Genomic DNA, 24,240 nt, shown 5'->3' with positions numbered 1-24,240 from the left:
ATTCACCGCGTTTTTGCAGGAAAATATACTATCTTCGCTTATCCAAGATTCGGGTTAGGTAATTAAAGCACAGTAATAAGCTTATTTTTTGCAGGGATGCCGTAACGATAAGGCTGCACTCGCCACATCTTACCCGGCGCTTTTTTCCCTTGGTAAGGCTTACATGCAAAAGAGCCATCATAGTATTGGGCATTTGGCAAAAGCAAAGGCCGGCTTTGGCTTTGCGCGCCCAGCACCAACCAAACCTTATCCTGTAAGTATCGCACATGGCAAAGTAGTAAATAATCTGAACGACTTTGAATAGAAACAATGACGCCTCGGGGATCAAAGCTCTTAGTAAAAGATGCTTGATCACTACTGAACGTCATCGCCACACTCGTGTGCGTAAATAAAAACAGAATAAAAATATAACGCCACATTAACTAACCGCGCTCTGAGCAAAAATAAAAGGGCCTATTAATAGGCCCTTTTAAGTTTAGCTATCTGACTAGAAAAGTCGATTAATCATCAAGACTCATAACAGAAACGCCAGTCGCGGCTGCAGGATCATCAATCGCCACCAACGTCGTTAACGTACCTGCCGCTAATGGCAGCTCAGCGGGACCAATTGCAATGGTAGATGCATCACCCGCTGGCGTAATCATCACATAAGCAGTGCCTGGCATAACCGATAACACAGTGCTATCACCCTTGTAAGGGATGTTTTTCAAAATAACATCGTCATCACTTGGGCTAGCATCGGCACTAAGGTAAATATCAACATTGCCCGCCATCGTTGACGCATGAATGGCACGTAGCTGTGCTTCGGTAGCAACACGACGAGTTTTATCTGTCACCACAAACAACTCATCGTTGTCTGCATTGTCACCGAGATTACCAATTGCCATGGCGGTATAAGTCATGCCCGCGGCCAACGTTGCTCCCTTCAAGCCTAGCGCATCTACAACAGTAACGGGATCGCTACCATTTACGCTCACCGCAAAATCATAATCGCCAGCTGCAACAGGCATGTAATCTGTCTTGGCTTTGTAAGCCAAATTATAAAGCGGGCTACCCATTGCAGGAGCTGTGCCATTGACCCAAACATCCACCGCAGGCGCATCGGAGATGGTATGGACTACGCGAATGTCGGCGCCAGTGTTCACATCTTTAACCACCACAGGGCCAGTACCTGAATCGATTAATAAGTTGACAGGTGATTCACCCGCATCTGTATTTTTTACCGCTGCAACCACCCAGTCAGAGCCTGCAGCTAGGTTTACCGCACCCGAGTCAAAATAAACGACGTTTGGGTCGTCAAATTTAGCTAAGCGAACTTGGTAAGTGCCCGCCGGCACTTCAACAGCCTCAGTATTGGCTTTATAAGAAACATCATCGGCAAATGGAGTGGCCGCTGATAAGTCCGCATTTGGTGCAGTAATAAAAATATCAACCATTGGCGCATCGGGTGCAGCATGAATCGCCTGAACACGTGCGCCTTTAGGTGTCAAAGCAGCACGAGAAATAATGGCAGGCCCAAATTCTGCAGCATCCCCTCTACCAATTAACGCGGCCTTACCTAATGCAACCACGTTATATTCCATGTCCTTGGCAAGATCGAGTGTTGTCTCAGGGATCACCGTCAAGGTTTTCCCATCAGGTAAAATAGCATCCACTCGTACGGTATGAAAGCCTGCGGCTACCTTTATTGCGCCTGATGTTTGTTGATAATCAACCCCTTCTAATGCTGGCTTACCATCTAACCAAACATTAACTTTTGGAGCATCCGCAGCTGCATGTAAAACGCGCAGATATGAGTTCTCAGCCATTACCACAGGATCATCATCGTCAATACAAGCGCTTAAACTAGCTGCAATCACTGATGTTAAAAGAATTTTGCTAAATTTTTTCATGCCACATTTCCTTAGCGTTTGTTTGTATTAATTTATTTAGCTGTGTTAACACATGGAAGTACCATTCATCCGTGAATGTTTCTGTTCTTCCTAAGCCTCTACGCCATCAATTCACAAACTGATCACAAATAAATACAAACACACAACAATTGCGGTTGAGCTCACGTGTAAAACTCAAGTAACAGCAATCCACCTTGTCAACATTGGAAAAAATGAGCCATGCTTAATACAAGCAAGGCCACGAGCATTGAGAATGAAGTATCTATTATGTGGGCTATGGCTGCTAAGCCAGACGCTTTGGGCTGTTACGATTGAAGTGGTGACAGAAGAATACCCGCCCTATAATTATTTAGAGCAGGGGCAAGTCAAAGGAATTAGCACCGCCATTGTAGCAGCCACCTTAGAGCGAGCCGAATATGACTATAAAATCACCATTTTACCTTGGTCTCGCGCCTATCACCAAACTCAAAAAAATCCAAACACCCTAATTTACAGTATCAGCAGGTCACAACAAAGAGAGCCTTACTTTCATTGGATCGGCGTGATTGCCGATATCCAGTATCACTTTTTTACCCTTTCTTCCCGCCAAGATATCCAACCCTTTAACCAGTTGAAAGAGGCTAAAAAATTTAATATTGGCAGTACCAGAGACGATCACGTCGAGCAGTTTTTGGTATTACAAGGCTTTAAAAAACTACAACGCAATAACAGCCATGAAGCAAACTTAGAGAAATTATTGATGGATCGTATCGACCTTTGGCCAGTAGCGAAAGAAACAGCTTCTTATTACTTACACAAAAGAGCCTTAGACTTAAGCAACGAACTTAAAATCGTATATACAATCAAAGATTTTAGTGATAACAAACTCTATATTGCGATGGGTTTGCACACCGATATTGAAGTTGTAAAAAAAATTCGTAAAGCGCTCAACGAGATCAAGCAAGATGGCACTTACGACAAGTTAATCAAAGAATATTAACATCAACATAAAAACCATAAAACACAACTAAAACAAATATTTACCATAATCTTAATGAAGTATGCTAATTCCTTGCCTAGGTGCAAATTTATTCAGTCTGGTATAAATAAATCTACAATAAACCAAATAGAAAATGCTAAGTTAGCGACAAAATAACAGTGAGCTAAAAGGAGGCTGCATGCCATTATCAATAAAGCGGCTAAATGATGGCGGAGTCATCATCCAAGCCACAGGAGTGATCAATGTGAATGATATTAGAGAAATAAAAAGCACTCTTTACACTGATAACCACAGTATAAAAAATATCCACTATCAGATTCTGGATTACAGCCAAGCCCAAGATCTTGATCTTTCTCATGAAGACATATGGAAAATGGCGTTACGCGACAAAGAAGCATTACAAATTAACCCGCACATGTTGATAGCCGTAATATCAGAAAAAGACGTTATTTATGGCTTATCACGTATGTGGAATGCCTATACCGAAACCACCCCGCTCAACACTGGTGTATTTCGCGACTTAGCCAATGCCGAAGAGTGGGTAATGCAAAGACAAATCTCACAAGCACTTAGTATCCGTTAGTCAGGCCAGCAGCAAAAACCACACTATGAATTTACCTCATGATTAAAACAAAAATTGTGAGATTGATTCAACTTAGCTTATGTAAAATACTATAGCCATCTAGACCAATCGGAATTAAAGCCTCATTAGATAGGCGCAGTAGATTCTGATTGGCATAAACGTCTAAACATACAGGACTACATTATGGCTTTATTATCTAACCTCGGTTATCCAAGAATTGGCGATCAACGCCAACTAAAACATGCGCTAGAAAGTTACTGGTCAGGACAATCAAGCCAAGCTGAATTAACAAAAGTTGGTCAGCAAATCCGCTTGCACAACTGGCAAGAGCAAGCGGCCGCAGGTATCGAGCAAGTCCCTGTTGGTGACTTTGCTTGGTACGACCACGTACTTACCCTTTCCGCTACTTTTGGCGTGATCCCAGCACGTCATCGCAACGCCGATAACAGTATAACCCTAGACACCTTGTTTGCCATGGCACGTGGCACCGATAACAGCGGCCAAGAACATGATCATAGCTGCTGTAACGGTCAGTCTGCGGCATGTGAAATGACAAAATGGTTTGATACCAACTATCACTATCTAGTGCCTGAATTTGAACAAAACCAACAGTTTAGTATAAGTTATACACAGATACTTGATGAAACTAAAGAAGCACTTGCGGCAGGCTTTACGCCCAAACCAGTATTACTGGGTCCAATTTCTTACTTATGGCTAGGCAAAGCCCAAGGTGGCTTTAATAAGCTAGATTTACTCTCTAATTTACTGCCCGCATATCAAGATTTATTAGCGCAATTTAAGGCCCTTGGCGTTAACTGGGTACAGCTTGACGAGCCCGCACTGGTACTTGATTTACCACAAGACTGGCAAGCCGCTTATCAAACAGCATACCAAGCGCTTGAGCAAAACCGCCCTAACATTTTACTCGCCAGCTATTTTGATAGTTTGGCCGACAACCAAGCCTTAGCGCTGTCACTACCAGTTAATGGCTTACATCTTGATTTAGTACGCGCTCCCGAGCAACTCAAACCCGTTTTACAAAATTGGCCAGCAGATTGGGTACTGTCGGCCGGCATCATTAATGGCCGTAATATTTGGAAAACCGATTTGCGCAGCGCTTTTAACAAACTTAAACCCGTGGCAGATCTACTCGGCAACAAACTCTGGCTGGCACCTTCTTGTAGTTTACTGCATAGTCCAGTGGATCTTGATTCAGAGCAGAAGCTCAGCGACGAGATCAAACCTTGGTTAGCCTTTGCGAAACAGAAGCTCCAAGAGTTACAGCAGCTAAAACAAATCATCGACGATCCGCAAGAGCCTGTCAGCCTTAGCTCATTAAGCCACAGCGATGAGATCGTGCAATTACGGGCCACATCACCATTAATCCATCGCGAAGAGGTAAAGCAACGCGTTGCCAATCTAACCAGCGCCGCCAGCCAGCGTTACAGCGACTTTGCTACGCGGATCAAGCAACAACAAGCTCATTTAAACTTGCCAGCTTACCCCACCACTACCATAGGATCATTTCCACAAACGGCAGATATTCGCCAAACCCGCAGCGCGTTTAAGCAAGGTAAAATCAATCAAGATCAATACATTCAAGCCATGCAAGCCGAAATCCGCCAAGTGGTTGCCGCGCAAGAAGCCTTGGATCTTGATGTCTTAGTTCACGGCGAGCCAGAGCGTAACGACATGGTGGAGTATTTTGGTGAGCTGCTTGATGGCTTTGCCTTTACCCAATACGGCTGGGTGCAAAGTTATGGCTCGCGTTGTGTTAAACCACCGATCATTTACGGTGACGTGAAACGTAGCCGCGACCTATCCGTCAGCTGGAGCGCCTTTGCGCAATCGTTAACTAGAAAACCAATGAAAGGCATGCTCACCGGCCCCATCACCATTTTATGTTGGAGTTTTAACCGCGACGACATCAGCCGTGAAGCTTGCGCCAAGCAAATTGCCCTAGCCATACGTGATGAAGTAGTAGCACTTGAAGACGCGGGTATTAAAGTGATTCAAATTGACGAGCCCGCCCTACGTGAAGGGCTGCCATTAAAAGAAGCGGCAAAAGTGCCTTATCTTGATTGGGCAACCGAGGCCTTTAGAATTAGTGCCAGCGGCGTAAAAGATGAAACACAAATTCATACCCATATGTGTTATTGCGAATTCAACGACATATTGCCGTCAATTGCTGCGATGGATGCTGACGTGATCACCATCGAAACCTCGCGCTCGAACATGGAATTACTGGACGCTTTTGAAGCCTTCCAATACCCAAATGACATCGGCCCAGGTGTTTACGACATTCATTCACCTAATGTGCCTGAGCAGACTTGGATAATTGATTTATTAAAGTCGGCGGCCGAAAAAATCGACCCAGAGCGTCTGTGGGTGAACCCAGACTGTGGCTTAAAAACACGAAACTGGCCTGAAACTAACGCCGCGTTAAAAAACATGGTGGACGCCGCGAAAACCCTTCGCGCCACGTGTTAATTTACTCGCGCATTCGCTGAATAAATTTATCTCCCACTATAACCTCAGTGGGAGATTTATATTGCGAATACAATCTAAGGCTTAGGCACAAACCGCGCTATTTTATTATTGATGACCAAATAACAATCCATGCCTGCTGCCTGCGCCGCGGCCAAACCTGTTTTAGTATCTTCAAACACCACACACTGTTCGGGCTTTAAACCTATTTTCTGCGCGGCTAATAAAAAGGTATCAGGCTCAGGTTTATGTCGCTCAACATCATTAGCATTCACCACCACATCCACTAACGGCAATAAATCTAAGGTATTGAGAATAAACTCCGTGGTGCGAGCATCAGCTCCGGTGCCAATGGCTAACTTTTTTTGCCCCTGCAACTGCTGCAATAAAGCAAATGTTTCAGGAATCAGCTCAACTTGATGACGAATTTGATCAAAAAATTCTCGCTTACTAGCAACTAACGCTGACGGATCAAGGTTACGCTGCTGTTTAGCATTAATCAGCTCGGCAATACCATAGGTTGGTGTGCCACCTTGGTTGTACAGCCATTCTTTATCATATTCAAAATCAAACTTCTCCGCCGTCAATTGCCATGCTTTTAAATGCAATGGCATTGAGTCAACTAAAGTGCCATCCATATCGAAAATAATCCCTTGATAAGCATTTAAATTTACTTGCATTACGATACCTCGCTCATGACAAAATCATAAATATACGCGAACCCGATCAAAACTCACCACTTCATTTTTTTCTTTATATTTCAATCCACGCTAAGATGAGGCTTTTGCCTGGTAACAAACAACAATGCGCGAACAACTCACAAAATACATGAGTGAAAAAGGTAAAAAAACCTTACCCGCTTTCAGCGCCGCTTCAGGCACGCTCGGCACTGTTGCCGATGTTATGGAGCCGATTTCACCGTTTGCGCAATATCTGTATTTTATTTCCCTTGGCGCGTTACTCATTCTCTTTACGGGTGCTCTACTGGTCATAAAATGGCGTGAACTACTGGCTGCGCCAATCTTGTTTTTCATTATCTCAGCTAGCATCAACGGCGGGATCTACTACCTGCAAAGTCCTGAACAGCCGCAAGGGATATTAGCCAGTCACATTGACTTATTTGCCAAGCTACAAGGAAGCCTAGGCATCATGGAAAAATCGTTAGCGCAAATAGATAAAAACACTCAAGATATTGCCAGCAGTAACAAAGACATTGCTAAGCACACCGAAAATACCGCCAAAGCAGTGGAAAAACTTAACGACAACTTAGACAAAATAATAAAAGGCCAAAGCAGTGGCGGCATTCTTGCCGAGCCAAAAACAGCACAAGATTATTACCACAACGCGCGTTTATTTGAACTCAGCGGCGACTATCGTGGCGCACGCCAAGCCTATCTCAATTATTTCCGCTTTCAAGAAGACTATATAGATACCCATTTACGCTACCAATCTTTCCTAAAGATTCAGGAAGGAAGCTCAGGTGCACGAGAAATTTACGCCGAACAGTTTGCTGGGCAAAATAGCATTAGCGTACAATTTGCCCGATTAATGTTATTACCAATGGCACAGCGTCGCGAACGTTTAACTTCCTTCGTGGTACAACACTCTGATTATACACCGGCATGGTATGAGCTATCTCGCTTGGCTTCAGAACGACTCTTAGGCCAACAAACCAGCGCAGACAAGCTAGAAGAAAAACGCGCCTTAGAGCAAGTGATTAGCTTGCACCAACAAGGGCAATGGGTTAAACACTATCTCGATCATGAACTGCTTAACAGTCAACTGGAAGACGTGAATACACGCAGCCAAGCCCTTGCGGTGATTTCAGAGCAAGGCTTAAAACAGTCATTAAGCTTTACCCCTTCGGTTAGCAACTCAGGGTTGCAAATAAACCTGCAATATACCGACACGCCAAAGGAAATTTTCTACAAGACTGTCGAAATGACTGATTTTAAAAGTACCGGACAAAGTAATTGGAAAGATCCTCAAACCGGCCATACCTTACCGAACACTTTTATTATGCTGCCCACAAATACCTCATCACCACAAATTATCCAAGCCAAATACATCGATCTCAAAGGCAATGAAGTTGGCCCTTTTAACTACGCATTTAATGCCGAACAACACGTAGCAATGGCGCAACGAGAAATGCTCAATATGACCAAAAACGCTTGGTTAATGCTACGAGACTTCAACGATGAAACCTTAGTCTACTTCTCACAGCTCGCGACCAGCCGTTGCGCTATTCAGCGTGTTCAATACTCGCTCGACAGCGACAAGCTAGATAAAGAGTTGGTGCTGCCACCTTGTAATACGAAACAGCCATTCAATATACCAGAAAGCTTTGCTGGCTATATTCGCGCCGACAAGGCCATTCAAACCGTCACGGTACAAGTCACCTTTTTTGATCAAACCCAATCCAGCATAGAAACCTATAGCAAATAATTGGCCAGCAATAAGGGAACCGTATGCAAGCTCGTCCACCACTGCGACGAGCAGCTCCTTACTGTTTCTAACAGAAAAGGCATTTTTTGATTGCTTTGAAACGAGAGGAAAGCTCCGTTTTGCAACGTATTAGCCAGTTACACATTGCATAAAAAGTCAAAAATAAATAACATGACTTATTTATATCAAGGATATGTCTAATCCGATGCAAACCTCAGACCTAAACATTTCCACCAGCTTCGCTAGTGTGCTTGAAAAAAGCAACCAAGCGATCACTGAAATACGAGAAAAACAAACATCTCCGATTACCACTAAAGCAAGAAATCTAGCTTTTGTAGGCCTCATGGTTGCCGGATTTTTGTTCCTTGGCTTATTTTTATTACAAATAATTCAAGGTGTTGTTGCGCTATTCATTGCCGTTGGTGCCACACTAGCGCTATTTTATGGCCTTCGTTTTTTGAAATCTCTTGATCCATTAGTTAAACAAAAAACACAAAATTTTGTACTACAAAAGATGATTGCAGAGGCAAGAGAAAACAATACGCTACAACTCGACAACCTAGTATTAAGCTCGGCACAGCGCTTAAATCAAGCAAGGCAGTCACGAGACAAAATGGGTGGCTATGTAAAAAAGTTGCAAAGTAAATTAGCTCAATCCACCCCCGCCACTGACAATAATTACAACGTTAAAGCTGACATGCTTGAGAAAGTAGAAAATGCCTATCGAATCATATGCGCTAACGTTGACCGCGCGGCAACATTAAACAAAGCATTCGAGAAAAAAGTAGCCTCGTACAAAGACATGGCTGAATTTACCGATATTGTTGGTGAAGCCATGAATTTTGCGGCTGCGACGTCCGGCAACAAATTGGAAGAAATGCTTGGCTTAGAAGCATTTGCCGCCATCGAAGGTGAATTTCATCAAGCGATGGTCAGTATTGAAAATTCAGTTTCTGACTATGAGATCGACCAACAATAAAGGAGTAACGCGTTGAAGTCCCCAGAAGTCCGTAAATCGACATTGATCATGCAAATTATAGTGGGAGTTATTTTTGCAATTGTCGTTGTTATTGGTGTAATTGCGGGTATCGCGGGCTCATCGAGTAGCGACACCGACACACCAGACATCTACAACAGCCAATACGAAACAGAAAGCCCATTTTAGGAAAATATTAATGAGAAAATTAAAGAGTACTGCGTTTATCGCAATCACACTATTAGCAAGCTTATCTGTCCATGCGCAGACTGATGAAATCAAACTAGGTAGTGGGGGCCCAAAAGGCAACTATTTCTCGATGGCTAACGATATCGCTAACTATTGTAATGACAATTTATCTGATGCGTCCCTATCCGTACTCAACTCCGGTGGTTCGGTAGACAACCTGATGGGTATGGGTAACAAAATTTATTCTGTCGGTATAGTGCAAGAGGACGTGCTCAACTATCATGCCAAGCGCTCACCAAGAAAAGTGAATAAAAACCGTTTAAAAGTCATTTCTGGATTACATGAAGAAGCCATTCATTTATTAATTCCTAAAGATTACCAACCAGAAAGTGCTAAAAAAGGCTGGATAGATTCACTGTTTGAAGATAAAAAAGCACCAAAGATAAGCCTAAGTATGCTTAAAGATCAGAAAGTAGGCTCTTGGGGTGGATCGATAGTGTCGTCCGAAGCACTAAGTTACTTTTTTAAGTTAAACCTCAAAGTAATCGACATACCTGAAGACAAACGCGCTCAAGTCAATTTACCACTCATTTTAGTCGGTGGTCATCCTTACAAACCTGTTGAAGAATTACTCCAATCTGGCCGCTATCACCTCGTATCACTCAACTATCATGAGATATCAGAACAAGCAGGCTTCTATTCAAAACAAGTCGTTAATTACCAAATAAATGGCAAAGTAACGGGTGTACCAACTGTTGGTGTTCGCGCTTTGTTACTGGGTAAATCATTTCGAAAAGCCAGCCGAAATACGCACATGAGCGAATTGGCAACCTGTATCAGTGACAACATTGCCGACCTTGCGGATGATCCGGATACTAACCCACTTTGGGCGTCGGTTTATGATTTCATCGAGGATGAAGGTCAAGTTGATTGGAGCTACTTTCCATTATTAGAAGAGACAGCTGCCACGACAAAACCGCAACAGCCAGCATACCAGCAGTCAGAAGATGAGCTATCAGAATAAGATGTTTCTCTGCTATCAAAAATAATAAAACGGTGGTCTAGGCCACCGTTTTTTATCTGATGTAATTGAGTTGAAGAAACTCAAAGTACAAGCAGGCGCTAAACAGCTTACGCTTTCAACAACCTTTCAACTAGATCACTCATCAATAGCGCAACTTCATGATTGTTAAGATCGATAGAATGACTATGGAGCGAGTAGCCATCAAAATATGGCAACACCAAGGCGGCGGCTTTCAACGCGTTTTCTTTTGGGTAGGCCGACCAAAAACAACATAGCTGTTCAATTGTTTGACGTTGGTATCTCACTAAAAACGCCTCAAGCTCAGGGTCACGTAACGCATATGCCCAAATCTCACGAAAAAATCGACAGGCATCGGTATGATCATCAAAGTGATTCAAACAAAACAAGAAAAATTCATAATTATCATACTGTTTGGCTTTTGTAGTGACGGTTTTAAATTCATCGATCAAATTGGAACACAACTCAAAATAGTGTTCAACAATCGCACATACTAATACCTGCTTGTTCTTAAAATGGTGTTGCACATTACTTAGGCTGCGACCTGTTTGACTGGCCACTTTCCTCATCGTTAGCCCCTCTAAGCCTGAGCTCACCAGCAATTCTAAGGCGCTTTGAATGATTTGTGTTTTTGTGGTTACAGACTGATTCATAGCTATTCTGTCAGTTCCAAATAAGCCGCTAATATATCACGCTTGACACGGCTAGGTCTATCGACCTAACATAACTAGGTCAACCGACCCAGATTGTAATTCAGAGGTAATCATGAAAAAGGTTCTTATCCTTAACGCAAACCCGAAGAGAGAAAGCTTGAATAAGGCGATGGGTGAAGCCTATAAGGCCAGTATCATAGGTAAGCATGAAGTAGTCAGCGTCAATATTGGTGAGCTGGATTTCCAAGCAGATCTAACTGAAGGCTACGATAAAGTACAACCACTAGAGCCCGATCTTGAGCAACTACAGCTACATATTAGCTGGGCAGATCACATAGTGATTATCTCACCAGTTTGGTGGGGAAGCATGCCTGCGAAGTTCAAAGGAGCCATCGATCGCACTTTTTTGTCTGGCTTTGCATTTTCATATGAGGAAGGAAAGTCTATCCCGAAAAAGTTACTTAAAGGTAAAACCTCAGAGCTTATTTTTACCTTAGATACCCCGGTCTTTTGGTACAAGCTGGTGCAAGGGAATGTAATCTATAAGCACCTGAAACGTACCATTTTAGACTTTGTTGGTATTAAGACTGTTGCCACTCAATACTTTGGACCAGTGATTAGCTCTAAGCCAGAAGCACGAAATGCATGGCAAAACATCATCGCTCGTCAAGCTGCAAAGCTTTAAGCTGAGCCATTCGATATGCACTCACTTACATCTTCACAACAATCAAAAACCTAAGAGATATTCATGGAAACTATCTTAATTATCGGTGCCTCCGGCAGGATTGCCAGTGAACTTACTGCCTCACTGGATCGTTTTGACAATGTGCATCTAAAGCTCACCACCAGTCGAACAGAGGCTGTTCCTGAATTGCAAGCTCGATACCCACAAGCACAGGTTATCCTAGCAGACTGGCATGATAGCAACAGTTTAATTACAGCCTTTCAGGGAGTCGACCGTGTTGTGATGATCCCGCCAGATTTTGTACTAGATGAACCACTAGCAGTTCAAAACATTGTCGCTGCTTATAAAGCAAACCCAAGCATCAAACAACTTGTGCGTCTTATTGCCATACCGGAGGGCGCAACAATTGCCGATATGGACCCTGACTACATGAAAGTACCAGCTGGCACTGCTCTTCATTTGGTTGGCAAAGCATTGCTCGAACGCACCGATATGCCACTCACTTACTTAAATATGGTTGCATGGTTTACATCTAATATCCCTTGGTTTTTTGCCGATGACATTAAACAACAACAAAAGCTTCGCCTACCTGGGTTAGATGTTGCGCGAGCTTACCTTACCGAAGCGGACATGACAGATGCATTGGTGAAAGTCCTAACTGATGATGCCTGTATGCACATTAATAAACAGTACAACCTCACGAGTGAGAAGCGTTTTAGTTTCAATGATATAGCCAAACAAATTAGCACATTAGTGGATAAACCAATTCAATATGAGAATTCCGATCAGGGCCTAATCGAAAATGATCAAGCCTTTATCAGTGAATATATTCAACACGAAAGTAAAATTTGGCAGCGGTTTCCTGAACTATCAAAAAACCACATAACAGACCTAATAGGCCGCTCACCTATGGAATTACCCGAGTGGCTTGCCCAAAACAAACACTATTTTAACTAAGACCTGCTTATCTTTCGCAGCTAATTTTTGATCGAACTAACTTGGAGCGCGGCAAATCGTATGCTGCCTAGTCGCTCTACGCCAATTCAAATCATCAACAAAGAGTAAGTTGATAACAATATATACCCAATCAACTTGAAGATGCATGTTTCAAGCATCTCTAGGTTGATCGGGTATAAGCCATCCCTATCTCACCGCTCGTAACAAGATAGGGGCGGTTCTGTGATGTTTTAACTTGTTGGCCAGTGCAGAGCTTTCACATCGATATTCCCAGTTTTTTATCCTCTCCAGCAAAACGCTAAAAATAAACTATTTTTAAAGAGCAACAACATATCAAATGCGTATCTCCTGTAGGTGAATAAATCATATGTCCATTGCTACTAAGTTATTGCTAACGTTAATCAGTGTATTTGCCTTGGTATTGGCGTCGTCCACCTTTTATCAATACCGCCAAGAGAGTGCTTTACTGCATACCGTATTAAGCGAGCAATTACAGGATAAAGCCAGTAATTACTTTGACAGCCTAAATATGATGATGTTGACCGGCACCATGGCACAAAAAGAGCAACTGCGACAAAAAGCGCTCACCCAAAATGGCATTGAGCAAGTACGAGTAATCCGTGGCGAGGCAGTTAACAAGCTTTACGGTACTGGTACAACAGAGCAACAGGCCCAAGATAGCATAGACCAGCGCGCACTTGCGGGAGAAACCATAGTTGAGCCCATAAACACCAGCTGGGGCAATGGATTAGTGATAGCTCTACCAATGAAAGCCAGTAGCGATTATCGAGGAACCAACTGTCTCGGTTGCCATCAGGCCAAAGAAGGTGAAGTACTAGGGGTCATACGTTTAGAATACAACCTTTCCCACATCAACAAATTAATGAGCCAAAGCGCACTCATTGCCGTTATCATTATGAGCGTTATCGCCATTATTGGTTTTATGGTTACCATAATGCTTATCCGCAAAATCATTATCAAACCGATTCGCCAGACGTCAAACTTCATGTCTCAGGTTAGCGAAAATAAAGAATTATCTAAACGACTCACACTGTCACAAAATGATGAAATTGGTCAGCTTGGCGTTGGCATAAACTCGCTATTAACAACCGTAGAACAAAGCTTACAACAAGTTAAAACTACGTCTAATCAACTGGTTGACTCTGCACGCCGCCTCACTCAAGTCTCTAGCACCACAGATAATGCGGCAAGTAATCAAATGCAAGAAACTCAGCATGTACAAAGTAATATTGCAGAAATGCAGCAACAACAGCAGCATGCAAGTGATGCCACGCAACAAGCCTCACAGCTCGTCACCGAAACCACCAATACAATAGCAACCAGTGCCCAACAAGCTCATAGTGTCAGTGGTGAAATCAATGGCTTGGTTACACACATTGATGATGTAAAGCAACGTATCAGTCAACTTAATCAACAAACAGAACAAGTGTCATCTATTTTAGCAACCATCAAGGGTATTGCTGAACAAACCAATTTACTGGCATTGAATGCTGCCATTGAATCCGCTCGCGCTGGCGAGCAAGGCCGTGGTTTTGCCGTGGTTGCCGATGAAGTGCGAGTATTGGCAAGCCGCACCAGTGAAGCCACTGGTAACATTGAAAATATTATTAATGAATTTCAACAAGGCAGCATAGCTTCATTACAAGCTGTCGATGATGTAAGTGATTCCGCACATCAACGTGCAACAGACATTGAAGCCCTTTCCCAAGCCATGAGTGGTGCCATGCAAGCAATGCAAGATATTCTAAATCATGCCGAGCAAATCAAGCAACAAACGTTAACCACCTCTCAAGTAAGCGAACACGTTCAAAGCCAAATACTCATGATCACCGAACACGCCAATGACACGTCACAATCGGCCAGCGAAAGCCGTGATATTAGTTTAGAGTTAGAACAATTATCAGAGCAGCTAGAGCGGCTGTTAGCACAATTTTCTCTTTCAAAAATAGATACTTAAAATATATTTAGCATGATTTGTTCATTGCTAATCAGTGAAGGCCGATGCATTCTATGGGAGCGAAGCTGGCACCCACAGAATGCGCCATACATAAGCTAAATTGCAGCAAAATATTCTCTCGGCCTATTTTCCCACCCCATTAATTAAACAAACTCCAACTAGTAACGCCACCACGCCCATGATTTTATAGCCATCTATCGTCGAAACTGGCAAACCAAACCAGCCAAAATGACTGATCACCATGGCAATAATAATCTGCCCTGCCAGTGCGTAAGCCATCATATTACCAACGCCCATTTTTGGGATCAGGTAATAAAATAATGCAACACCTAGCGCACTAAGCGTGCCGCCAAACCAAAGTGGTAATGGAATATTACGTAACACCTCGCTTGTGGGCCAAACCTTGTTTGACCATAACAATACACAGCTAACCAATACACTACTCAGCAGAAAGGCAACCGCAGTTGCCATCAAAGAATTCTTTAACAGCATACCAAGTTGTGCATTCATGCCGCCTTGGGTGGCAATAGCCGCCCCCGCAATAAAAGCTAATACCGGAAGATAAGCCATCTTAGCCCCCTATTTTCTAATCACAAACTCTGCCAATGAACGACGCACTTTAGCTTGCTGAGCATTTTTATCATCAGCATGACGATAGCCGATCGGACAAATGGCTGTGGCTGTTAATCCGAGTTCGCCTAAACCCAGTACCTGATTAAAGCCTGCTACATCGAACCCCGTCATCGGACAGGCATCAATATTTAACAGGGCGGCACTGGTGACTAAATTGCCCAATGCAATAAAAACTTGCTCTGCAGCCCACTGTTGTTTCTGCTGTGGCGATTTTGCCGCAAGGGCACTCGATAGGTGATCGCGATAGTTAGCCAATGCATTCGGATCGGCTTGTTGCCCATTGGCTTTAACATAATTCTCAAAATAGCGCGCAACCGTCGTCTCGCCAATATCTGTGTCGGCAGCTAGCACCAATAAGTGCGAGCAGTCAGCAACCTTATCTTGACCATAAGCATGGGCAACCAGCTGTTGTTGTAATGCTTGATTTTTTACCACTAATACACGATAGGGCTGTAAGCCGTAGGAAGACGGGCTTAATACTATCGCGTGCAGTAATTGTTCCAGTTGATCTTCTGTGACAACTTGATCAGAAAAACGTCTAACAGCGTAACGCCAATTTAAAGCGGTAAGTAAAGTCATCTATTTATTCCTTCTGTAAGGTTGATAAGATCATCTTAGCGAGAAGCAAGAGCGCGCTCATTTACATAGGTTGACGAAGACAAAATATTTAACTAAACCCGAAATCTGGATACATTTTCCCTAACAAGACATTCTTGTTGACGAAATGTTCAAGCTGAATGACTTTTGAATTAAAGGATTACGCAGATTTACACTTTACTCTGGGCAAGCTAATCTGCCGCTATTTGTTTACGGATCCGACTTAATTGCGTAGGCGTGACCCCCAAATGTGACGCTATTTGATATTGGGTTAAACGCGCCGCCAACTGACTATGTTCGGTCAGAAAGCGTTGATAACGCTGGCTAGCATCGGTCAACACCAATTCAATCTCACGGGCATCTTTTTCTAGTAGCCAGTTTTTTTCTAAATAGGCGATCTGAAGTAAAGCCAAGTCATGATGCCGTGCTAATAACTTGCGATAGGCAGCAAAGTCAATTTCAATGATCAGGCTCGGCTCAAGTGCAGCAATAGTGACCTGCGAAGGAGCCTTGGTTAACAACGCACTCATCGAACCAGGGAACTCGCCCTCGATGAAAAATTTTTTATTGTATTCCACACCTTTCTCATCAAGAGCATAAGCACGCACTAATCCTTGGTAAACAAAAGCAAAAGTACTTGGTGTTACACCCGCCTCGTATAACACTTGCCCTTTGTTTAAACGGCTTAGCCGTACAATATTTTGCATGGCTTGCCAAGTTGTCTCTTCAAGCTTGTGATATTGATTAAGGGCTTGCTTTAATGCCGCTAGCGCCAATGTTTTATCATTTAAACTGATCATAATGGTGTTACCTGATAAACGCAGCGTCTGGCCCCTTCGATAATATGTTCGGTGCGAGTCACGGCTGCTAAATCTTGAAAAAGAGACTGGAAAATACTGAGTTCAGAGCGACAAAATCCCATACAAGCAGTCGCCGCGGCACAGATTGGACAATGGTTTTCTAGCAACAAATATCCCTGCTCATTTTGCTCCACACTGGCCATATAACCTTCTTGCGATCTTAACTCAGCTAATTTGTCTAAACGGGCTTTAATCGTGTTTAAGGGTAAGATACGCGCTTGATATAAAGCAATTGAATCCGCTTCTCGCTGCGCAATAAGTTTATCTAAGCCTTCCTCACCAAATACTTGTTTTACCGAAATAAGCAGCTGCACTGTCAGCTCTTCGTGGCGGTCTTCAAAGTGGCGCTGCGCCGCCGGTGTCAGTTGCCAAAAGCGGGTTGGTCGCCCGCGCGGGGCTTTCTCATCATAACTGACTAGTTCGCCTTCTTGCTCAAGTTGTTGCAAGTGCTGACGTACACCCATAGTGGTCATTTCCAGCTTCTCAGCCAACTGTTTCACTGTCATATCACCACACTCCTTCAGCAATTCAAGTATGGTTCGACCGGCTTTTGCTAACTTACTCATGTGACTCCACTGCAACGGCTTGTCTATGCTAAGTATTATTTCGTGGCAGTAAAATTAAGTAAAGTTTTTTGTTTACTTAATTTTTATTTGCCGTTAACTTAAATATTAAATAAATAATTTACTTTACTTAATAACAAATGAGAGGAAGCAACAATGGTAAGATTAGAGCATTTAAACTTAGTAATACGCGATATTCCGCGCGCCTTAACCTTTTATCAAGCGGCCTTTCCAGAGTGGAAAATTCGCGATAGTGGTCAGTCAGAGTGGAGTGGCAAGCCCAGAAATTGGGCACACTTTGGTTGTGATGATTTATACATCGCCTTTGCCGACAATGGTGATCAGGATGGACGTGATTTAGCTGGCCATCAAGTGGGATTGGCTCATTTTGCGTTTGAAACCAATGATATTAAAGGGGTAATAGCAAGGCTAACTGCTGCTGGGTTTGAAATTGCCAACCCAGGTGTCGTGCATCCCTATCGACAAAATGTGTACTTTATCGATCCTGATGGCCATGAAGTCGAGTTTGTACAGTATTTTAGTGACTTAGTGGCGCAGCGTAATTCAACGGTAGAATAATAGCCTCAGCTTTACCAAGCCTGTTGTTAACGAATAAAATCTATTTTGCTCATTACTGGATGATTAACCCAGTAATGAGCAAAGTCTGATCAGACTCGCTCATAAGCGTAATGATCGACACCAAAACTAAACACCACTTTAAGCATAAATAAAATACTAACCAACATCAGCCAACTCGGCAGTGCTAGCGCGACAATCAGAATCAAGCCGTAAGCAATTAAGTTAGCGGCAATAAATAACTGATAGCGATACTGTTGTAATAAGTTAACGATAATTGCTGCTGCAATCGTGTAGGCCCAAATGTAACCCATCGCCAGTATCGGCTCACCTAATAACCAAGCTACCGCAATGAGGTGAAAATGAATGGCGATAAACAGCCAGCGACCAGATGCGCGAGCACCATAAAACTGACTGGTACCCCGAGAAAAATTAGCAATGCAACCCGCCAAAATATCGGCTATCAATAACCAAGCAATCACACTTCGCCAAAGACTCAGCTCCGCTATAGGGGTATAAAGCAGCCCATAAATTAAGCTCGACCCCAACAATGCAAACAACACAACGCCAGTCACTTCCAGCCAAGTTTGCCGCTCGCCAAAAACCTCATGTAATGATTTCGGAACAATAAATGTTTTCATGTTATCTACTCTGTGAAATGAGTCTACCGACAAAGCTGCATCTGTCTCATTAACCCTTCTCTCGGGCTACCATCAGCTGCAACAAGTTAGTCATATTGATAAAGCTCTAAGGGTAAGCCATCGGGATCTTGAAAGAAGGTGAATTGCCTACCTGTGTATTCATCGATCCGGATCGGCTCAACGACCACCTGCTGCGCCTGCAAATATTCCGCCACTGCAACAACATCATTTACCTTAAACGCCAAGTGCCTAAGCCCCTGCGCTTCTGGTCGGCTTGGTCGAACGGGTGGGTTGGGAAAAGAAAATAGCTCTAGCTGGCCACCATCAGGTAGCTGTAAATCCAATTTAAACGAGTCACGCTCTGCGCGATAGTGCTCAGCCAAAATAGGTAACTGCAACACTTTGTGATAAAAATGTTTGGAAACTTCATAGTCGGCACAAATAATCGCCACGTGATGAATACCAGCCAACATGCCTTACCCCCAATCAGGAAAATTCACACCATATCATTTAGTGCACTAGTCATCTATTGACGAATCGTCACAAACTATTATAAGGTTGATGATAACAGTTTACATTTGATTTAGATATTACAACTTAATTACTTCGCGTAAAACCAAGGCTAGGTCAACAAACAAAAATAGACCAATAAAAACAACATATTAAACATAAGAAACACAATGGAATATCACTTTCCACTTGATAGTTATTTGCAACAAATTAAATATAAAGGAACTGTATATGTTGAAATCGACCAGCCTAACTCAGCTCTTGAAGGTAACATTAGTGCCCTCAGTCGTTGGTATTCTATCAGCCTGTGGCGGTGGGGGTGGCGGCTCAGAACGAGAGCCTGTCACACCCGCTCCAGTCACACCCGCTCCGGTCACACCAACTGCAGCACCACAGCCCGCTCCATCAGCATTTAATTTTACTGATATCAGTGCCGTACCCGATCAAGCAGGTCAATTTCTGCTTAGTTGGCAAACCTCAGAATATGCCGAGCAGTACGATGTTTGCTTAAAACAAGACTCGGTAGATACCTGCCAAGTTGTGATAACCACACCAAAAAATCAAGTGAATCTAGCAGCTCATCAAACCAAAGCGATAACGACTCCCACCTACTTCATCCGTGCTAGCAATGCTACAGGCCACAGCGATTCAAATGAACTCAACATCGACCTCGCTCAGCTGATTCAGTCAAGTGTGAAAGTGCAAGCATCCAATGCCGAGCTAAAAGATACTTTTGGCCAGTACGTCAGCCTAAGTAAAGATGGCAATACATTAGCTGTTGGCTCACCAATGGAAGATGGTGAAAATGAATCTCTCAATAATAGCGGAGCGGTTTACGTTTACACTCGACAGCCCAATGGCACTTGGCAACAACAAGCGTACCTAAAAGCCAGTAATGCCGGAAACTGGGACTGGTTCGGTGCCAGCCTTAGCCTTAGTGATGATGGCAACACCTTGGCGATAGGCGCCATTGGCGAAGCTTCAACTAGCGCGGATAAGCCAGAAGAGAATCTCGCGGATGTTGCAGGTGCCGTCTATATTTTTGAGCGAAATAACAACAGCTGGCAACAAACCCAATACCTTAAGGCAAGCTCTAACATTGAGTTTAATGATAGCTTTGGTTACCGAGTTGAGCTAAGTGGTGATGGCAACACCTTAGCCATTGGCGCAATTGGCGACGATGCCGCCAATGCTACTGAACCAGCTGATAACAGCCTAGAAGACTCGGGCGCGGTATACATATTCCGCCGCCAAGCAGACAATGGGTGGCAAGTAGCACAATATCTAAAACCTAGCACACTAAGACGTTATGCCAATTTTGGTGCGAGTATTGCGTTAAGTAATAATGGTCAAGTTTTAGCTGTGGGTGCGCCTTATGACTCTATCCCTGAGCATAGATATACTGGACGGGTGTTTATCTATCATGCCGATAGCAATGATTCTTGGCAGCTTAAAAGTGCATTTGCTTCCGCTGCACCTGGGCCAAATCAGTCATTTGGTTTAGACCTCGATCTTAATAGTCAAGGCTCAACCTTAGTCATCGGTGCTGATGGCAATTATCAGTGGGCCGAAAGTGGTGCATATGTCTACGAATACGCAGGAACAAACAATTGGCAGCATAGCCAAACGCTAAAAATAGCGGATCTCAGCACACTGAATAAGTTCGGTAGCAGTATTAGCTTGAGTGATGATGGTCAGTTTCTTGTTGTTGGCAACAAATCAGACCATTCAGGGCAGATTGAAACCCCAAGCGACACCAGTGCAGAAAATTCAGGTGCAGCCTATTTGTTTAAGCGGCAAGGTAATGGCTGGGATGCCGGCACATTATTAAAATCAAAAGAAACGCAGGCTTCTGCTTTCTTTGGTAAAAGCTTAGCACTAAGTGGTGATGGCAGCACTCTCGCTGTAGGCGCAGACGGTACCGAGAAGTATAATGAAGACACAGCCAGTGCTATTGCTGACACAGCGGGTGCAGTATACGTTTATTAATTGTAAATAAATGAAATAGCCTAAGCTTGGATAAATAGCTACGAGCTAGATCCAAGCTTAGGTAAGCTAAATATTATTAAGATTTTTGATAAACCATCACGATGCGATCTAAATACAGCTCGTCGGTTACCACGTTCACCGTACGTACTAAACGGTTATCAATGCATTCAAGCCATTCTGCAATAATGGTGTCGCCATCGTCATAGCGCAAAGCCACACCATAGTCATTTGCAGTCGGCTGCGCCCAGTTAGGTATTGCTTCAGCCACTAGAAACGCTCCCTCTCCTTTTAGCACAACCGTACCATTAAAGGGCTCAACCTCTGATTCCAGCACGCCTTCTTGATCATACCATGTAATACTAGGTTTGCCGGTTTTCACTTCCGTAAAAGCGCCATTATCAGCAATAGTTAAAGTTAAACCATTAACCGTTTTTATTTGCCCTACCAGCTCACCCGCACGACCATTTAACCAATTGCCAACCCCATTTGGGTCGGTATCCTCACCAATAAAAGCCACCTCACTATTGATCGCCACACTGCCGATTAACACCCAGCTGCCCACTAAACTTGTTAATTCCATCACTCACCTATTAATTCATCTAATGAATAAATTTCCTTAACAGCTAACGTATTTTCCAGCTGTTTGGGGTTAAACCATACTCCCTTCATCCCAACCTCAAGAGCAGGTAACACATCACGGGTTAGATTATCACCGACCATGGTTATTTCGTTGACCGCCACGCCTAGCATAGTGGCAATAGTGCGGTAATACTGTGTTGATGATTTAGCAAACCCCACATTATCGGGGCAAAAATAGCCGGTGATATAAGAACTTAAACTGGTGCGCTTAAATGCAGCTTGCACCAATTCGGGATTAGTATTTTCAGCCCCCGTAGCAACATAAACTGCGGCCGTTTGCGAAATCGCGGCGAGCAGCGACGCAGCCCCTGGAACTTCTGCAACTTCAGGCCAATCTTTCATGTGCCCTGGTTGACTCAGATCATCCACCATTAAGGTGTCGCCCCAATCAAATAAATAAACTTGTTTCATCACTACTTCCTGCCGTATATCCGAACCGGATAAAGGTGAAATATATATCATTGTTAAAATTTTTATTGTCAATTAATATAGACTCAAATTTTGATATTTACTTGACCTTCAAACTCATGGTCCGTTCATTAGTTGGTGAAAAAATATTTAACTAATTAATTTAACGGATTATTTTCCATATTACACCTCAGCTTTGCTGATTAGGATACTAAATGTCGTCTAATGCACGCAGTAAAAAAAAGTCATCTAGCACCATTAATGAAGTTATGGAACAGGCGGTTAACACCTCTAAACGCCGTTCGACTAGCGCAAAAACAGTCAACAAAGAACAACAGCAAGTGTCCAGCTCCAAGTTTGCTAATATTCAATCAAATACCTTTTATGGCATCATCTTAGATCCAAGCCTGACACCTACCGATAAGAAAAATGCGGTATCACAAGCACTTACATTTGCTAACAACAAAGACGATGCCAAAGAAAAGCTCGAAGAATTCAACCAGTTCAAAGAGTTTTTACAACACGAACGCAAACGTATGGCGCAGGAAATTATTGCCCTAACCGACACAGGTGCGTTTTCTGAACTTAAAACCGTATACGACGAGATCAATAACGCCCTGATCTCATTTGAAAGCAAAATCACCCCATTAACTGACATCGTTGATGCGGTTTACACCCTACGTATGAATGGCGTCACCTTTGATGTATTTAGAGAGATTGCTGAAGATAAAGAAGCCGAAGCCGAATTGGCAGTGCTGCGCGAGGCGCAAGAGCAAGAGTTAGCAAGTTTAACCAAAACCCTGCAAGAGAAAAAAAATCAAATCGCACTATTGAGCGAAGATAAATCTTGGTTTGGCTTTGGTAACATCACGCAGGCATCACGTGAGAAAATCGCATTATTGCAAGTTGAAGTGGAAAACCACAATAACGAGTTAGCCACACTAACCCAAGCTATGGCAACCACTCCAGAGCAACCACAAAAAGAATCTAAGCTAGTTGAATACGCGGAACAAAAAGCCAAACTGCGTGAACTATTAGATATCTCGTCTACCGAACATAAAGACCGCCAAAAGGCGTTAGTAACCGCAGCACAAGACTTTATTCAAACTACAGAAGTACGTGTCGGCACCGTATCTGAGCACTTTGACATGATGAATGGTCAAATTGATAACCTTAATGAAGCTAACTTTAGTATGCGTGAAATGTACGCCATCATTAACGACGCCACCAAAGAAGCGGACAGTCAAAATGAGGCCTTACGTGACAGCTTGCAGCCAGCCGATGCAGAAGAAGGTGATATTGAACGTATGACCCGAGAGCGTCATAAACGAGACCTAGAAAATCATATTAAAGCGTTAGGTAGCTCCGCAGTTGACACCACGACAGTGCTGGCAGAATTAACCAGCTCAGGTCATCGCATTAAGTCAATGCAAGATGCCAACGATCAACAAATTTCTAAAACTCGTCAACTGCATAGTTCCGGCGTTGCTGGCGTCGCCGACCAGTTAAGCACGGTGTTACAAGCTGTCTCGTCGGCAGCGCTCGGTGAGTCATCAGAAATGGCCCGTATGTCGCTTGAACGCATGCAGCAAACCACCACAGCATTAGGCCAAAAAGAAGTGATCCGCGTCGCGCTTGGCACGCAAGAGCAAAATAGTGAGTTAAGCAAGGCCTTGGAAGATCTAGAACAATACGGTCAAGTGATTGAAACAGCGACCAGTATTACTCGTGACGGCCTATTAGAAACTAAAGACTTATTAAGCCGCTTAGAAAACACCGCAAAAGACGTTCAGGCCAGCGTACAAGAGTCAATTTCAGTAGCCGCTGACGTTACTTCGGGAAAATATGACGACGAGCAACAAGCCGAGCAACCCCAGAAACAAGCTGAAACTAGCCCGTTCGGTTTTTAAGCCTCAATCGCCTAATCAGTAGCCCTAATCAGGGCTACTTTCTTCCCT

25 protein-coding genes are annotated in these 24,240 nt (G+C 43.4%); 13 read left to right on the top strand and 12 right to left on the bottom strand.

From position 1 onward, the window contains the following. Positions 1-62: 62 nt before the first annotated feature. The gene (locus tag Q4519_RS06315) at positions 63-419 is read right to left on the bottom strand and encodes a hypothetical protein (RefSeq protein ID WP_303510840.1); all 357 of its coding nucleotides are present in this window, start codon (positions 417-419) and stop codon (positions 63-65) included. Between the two features lie 81 nt (positions 420-500). Then, complete coding sequence (locus tag Q4519_RS06310) at positions 501-1,892, bottom strand: DUF4397 domain-containing protein (protein ID WP_303510837.1); 1,392 nt, start codon at positions 1,890-1,892, stop codon at positions 501-503. A gap of 253 nt (positions 1,893-2,145) precedes the next feature. On the opposite strand from Q4519_RS06310, the gene Q4519_RS06305 reads away from it, so the two are divergent. From Q4519_RS06305 to metE, 3 genes are all read left to right on the top strand, one after another. Then, complete coding sequence (locus Q4519_RS06305; protein ID WP_303510835.1) at positions 2,146-2,871, top strand: ABC transporter substrate-binding protein; 726 nt, start codon at positions 2,146-2,148, stop codon at positions 2,869-2,871. A gap of 178 nt (positions 2,872-3,049) precedes the next feature. Beyond that, positions 3,050-3,454: a hypothetical protein gene (locus tag Q4519_RS06300; protein ID WP_232803092.1), complete on the top strand. Its 405-nt coding sequence runs from the start codon at positions 3,050-3,052 to the stop codon at positions 3,452-3,454. A gap of 183 nt (positions 3,455-3,637) precedes the next feature. Beyond that, complete coding sequence (metE, locus tag Q4519_RS06295) at positions 3,638-5,944, top strand: 5-methyltetrahydropteroyltriglutamate--homocysteine S-methyltransferase (protein WP_303510833.1); 2,307 nt, start codon at positions 3,638-3,640, stop codon at positions 5,942-5,944. Between the two features lie 74 nt (positions 5,945-6,018). On the opposite strand, the gene Q4519_RS06290 is transcribed toward metE, so the two are convergent. Beyond that, positions 6,019-6,621 (bottom strand): HAD family phosphatase, encoded by a 603-nt coding sequence (locus Q4519_RS06290; protein WP_232803094.1) that lies wholly within the window; start codon positions 6,619-6,621, stop codon positions 6,019-6,021. Between the two features lie 124 nt (positions 6,622-6,745). On the opposite strand from Q4519_RS06290, the gene Q4519_RS06285 reads away from it, so the two are divergent. The 4 genes from Q4519_RS06285 (at position 6,746) to Q4519_RS06270 (ending at position 10,575) form a co-directional block, all read left to right on the top strand. Next, positions 6,746-8,386 carry a hypothetical protein gene (locus Q4519_RS06285; protein ID WP_303510831.1) on the top strand — a complete coding sequence of 547 codons (1,641 nt, stop codon included), beginning with the start codon at positions 6,746-6,748 and terminating at the stop codon, positions 8,384-8,386. Positions 8,387-8,591: 205 nt separating this feature from the next. After that, positions 8,592-9,365, top strand: a complete 774-nt coding sequence (locus Q4519_RS06280; RefSeq protein WP_303510829.1) for a hypothetical protein — start codon at positions 8,592-8,594, stop codon at positions 9,363-9,365. A gap of 12 nt (positions 9,366-9,377) precedes the next feature. Beyond that, positions 9,378-9,551: a hypothetical protein gene (locus tag Q4519_RS06275; protein ID WP_232803099.1), complete on the top strand. Its 174-nt coding sequence runs from the start codon at positions 9,378-9,380 to the stop codon at positions 9,549-9,551. Positions 9,552-9,561: 10 nt separating this feature from the next. Next, positions 9,562-10,575 (top strand): TAXI family TRAP transporter solute-binding subunit, encoded by a 1,014-nt coding sequence (locus Q4519_RS06270; RefSeq protein ID WP_232803101.1) that lies wholly within the window; start codon positions 9,562-9,564, stop codon positions 10,573-10,575. Positions 10,576-10,682: 107 nt separating this feature from the next. On the opposite strand, the gene Q4519_RS06265 is transcribed toward Q4519_RS06270, so the two are convergent. Beyond that, the gene (locus Q4519_RS06265) at positions 10,683-11,246 is read right to left on the bottom strand and encodes a TetR/AcrR family transcriptional regulator (protein ID WP_303510825.1); all 564 of its coding nucleotides are present in this window, start codon (positions 11,244-11,246) and stop codon (positions 10,683-10,685) included. Positions 11,247-11,358: 112 nt separating this feature from the next. Here Q4519_RS06265 and Q4519_RS06260 point away from each other — a divergent pair, with 112 nt between their 5' ends. From Q4519_RS06260 to Q4519_RS06250, 3 genes are all read left to right on the top strand, one after another. Then, positions 11,359-11,931 carry an NAD(P)H-dependent oxidoreductase gene (locus Q4519_RS06260; RefSeq protein ID WP_232803104.1) on the top strand — a complete coding sequence of 191 codons (573 nt, stop codon included), beginning with the start codon at positions 11,359-11,361 and terminating at the stop codon, positions 11,929-11,931. 63 nt (positions 11,932-11,994) lie between these two features. Further along, the gene (locus tag Q4519_RS06255; RefSeq protein WP_232803105.1) at positions 11,995-12,888 is read left to right on the top strand and encodes an NmrA family NAD(P)-binding protein; all 894 of its coding nucleotides are present in this window, start codon (positions 11,995-11,997) and stop codon (positions 12,886-12,888) included. Positions 12,889-13,255: 367 nt separating this feature from the next. Beyond that, positions 13,256-14,866, top strand: coding sequence for a methyl-accepting chemotaxis protein (locus Q4519_RS06250; RefSeq protein ID WP_303510821.1), 1,611 nt, complete (start codon positions 13,256-13,258; stop codon positions 14,864-14,866). A 123-nt stretch (positions 14,867-14,989) separates the two neighbouring features. Here Q4519_RS06250 and Q4519_RS06245 read toward each other — a convergent pair whose 3' ends face one another. From Q4519_RS06245 to Q4519_RS06230, 4 genes are all read right to left on the bottom strand, one after another. Beyond that, positions 14,990-15,436 carry a DMT family transporter gene (locus Q4519_RS06245; RefSeq protein ID WP_232803109.1) on the bottom strand — a complete coding sequence of 149 codons (447 nt, stop codon included), beginning with the start codon at positions 15,434-15,436 and terminating at the stop codon, positions 14,990-14,992. Positions 15,437-15,445: 9 nt separating this feature from the next. Beyond that, positions 15,446-16,078, bottom strand: a complete 633-nt coding sequence (locus tag Q4519_RS06240) for an NAD(P)H-dependent oxidoreductase (RefSeq protein ID WP_303510817.1) — start codon at positions 16,076-16,078, stop codon at positions 15,446-15,448. 209 nt (positions 16,079-16,287) lie between these two features. After that, complete coding sequence (locus Q4519_RS06235; RefSeq protein WP_232803117.1) at positions 16,288-16,896, bottom strand: Crp/Fnr family transcriptional regulator; 609 nt, start codon at positions 16,894-16,896, stop codon at positions 16,288-16,290. Then, positions 16,893-17,522 (bottom strand): metalloregulator ArsR/SmtB family transcription factor, encoded by a 630-nt coding sequence (locus Q4519_RS06230; RefSeq protein WP_303510813.1) that lies wholly within the window; start codon positions 17,520-17,522, stop codon positions 16,893-16,895. Before Q4519_RS06230 ends, Q4519_RS06235 begins: the two co-directional genes overlap by 4 nt. Before the next feature lie 153 nt (positions 17,523-17,675). On the opposite strand from Q4519_RS06230, the gene Q4519_RS06225 reads away from it, so the two are divergent. Then, positions 17,676-18,098: a VOC family protein gene (locus Q4519_RS06225; RefSeq protein ID WP_232803119.1), complete on the top strand. Its 423-nt coding sequence runs from the start codon at positions 17,676-17,678 to the stop codon at positions 18,096-18,098. An 89-nt stretch (positions 18,099-18,187) separates the two neighbouring features. Here Q4519_RS06225 and Q4519_RS06220 read toward each other — a convergent pair whose 3' ends face one another. Both Q4519_RS06220 and Q4519_RS06215 read right to left on the bottom strand, forming a co-directional pair. Beyond that, a complete protein-coding gene (locus Q4519_RS06220; protein WP_303510808.1) occupies positions 18,188-18,736 on the bottom strand; it encodes a hypothetical protein in 549 nt (182 codons plus the stop codon). A gap of 86 nt (positions 18,737-18,822) precedes the next feature. Continuing rightward, on the bottom strand, positions 18,823-19,209 hold the full coding sequence (locus Q4519_RS06215) for a VOC family protein (protein ID WP_232803123.1): 387 nt from the start codon (positions 19,207-19,209) through the stop codon (positions 18,823-18,825). A 268-nt stretch (positions 19,210-19,477) separates the two neighbouring features. On the opposite strand from Q4519_RS06215, the gene Q4519_RS06210 reads away from it, so the two are divergent. After that, entirely contained in the window at positions 19,478-21,235 is a 1,758-nt protein-coding gene (locus Q4519_RS06210) for an FG-GAP repeat protein (protein ID WP_303510804.1), read from the top strand. 76 nt (positions 21,236-21,311) lie between these two features. Here Q4519_RS06210 and Q4519_RS06205 read toward each other — a convergent pair whose 3' ends face one another. Then, positions 21,312-21,815: a hypothetical protein gene (locus Q4519_RS06205; protein WP_303510801.1), complete on the bottom strand. Its 504-nt coding sequence runs from the start codon at positions 21,813-21,815 to the stop codon at positions 21,312-21,314. Further along, the gene (locus Q4519_RS06200; RefSeq protein ID WP_303510799.1) at positions 21,815-22,285 is read right to left on the bottom strand and encodes an HAD family hydrolase; all 471 of its coding nucleotides are present in this window, start codon (positions 22,283-22,285) and stop codon (positions 21,815-21,817) included. The genes Q4519_RS06205 and Q4519_RS06200 overlap by 1 nt, the downstream gene beginning before the upstream one ends. Positions 22,286-22,497: 212 nt before the next feature. On the opposite strand from Q4519_RS06200, the gene Q4519_RS06195 reads away from it, so the two are divergent. Beyond that, entirely contained in the window at positions 22,498-24,192 is a 1,695-nt protein-coding gene (locus tag Q4519_RS06195) for a hypothetical protein (protein ID WP_232803138.1), read from the top strand. Positions 24,193-24,240: the final 48 nt, after the last annotated feature.

Source organism: Motilimonas sp. 1_MG-2023, assembly GCF_030547455.1.
Lineage (GTDB): Bacteria > Pseudomonadota > Gammaproteobacteria > Enterobacterales > CBDFNC01 > Motilimonas.
The sequence above is the reverse complement of the archived record's forward strand: the minus strand, read 5'-3'. Positions and strand labels throughout refer to the sequence as shown.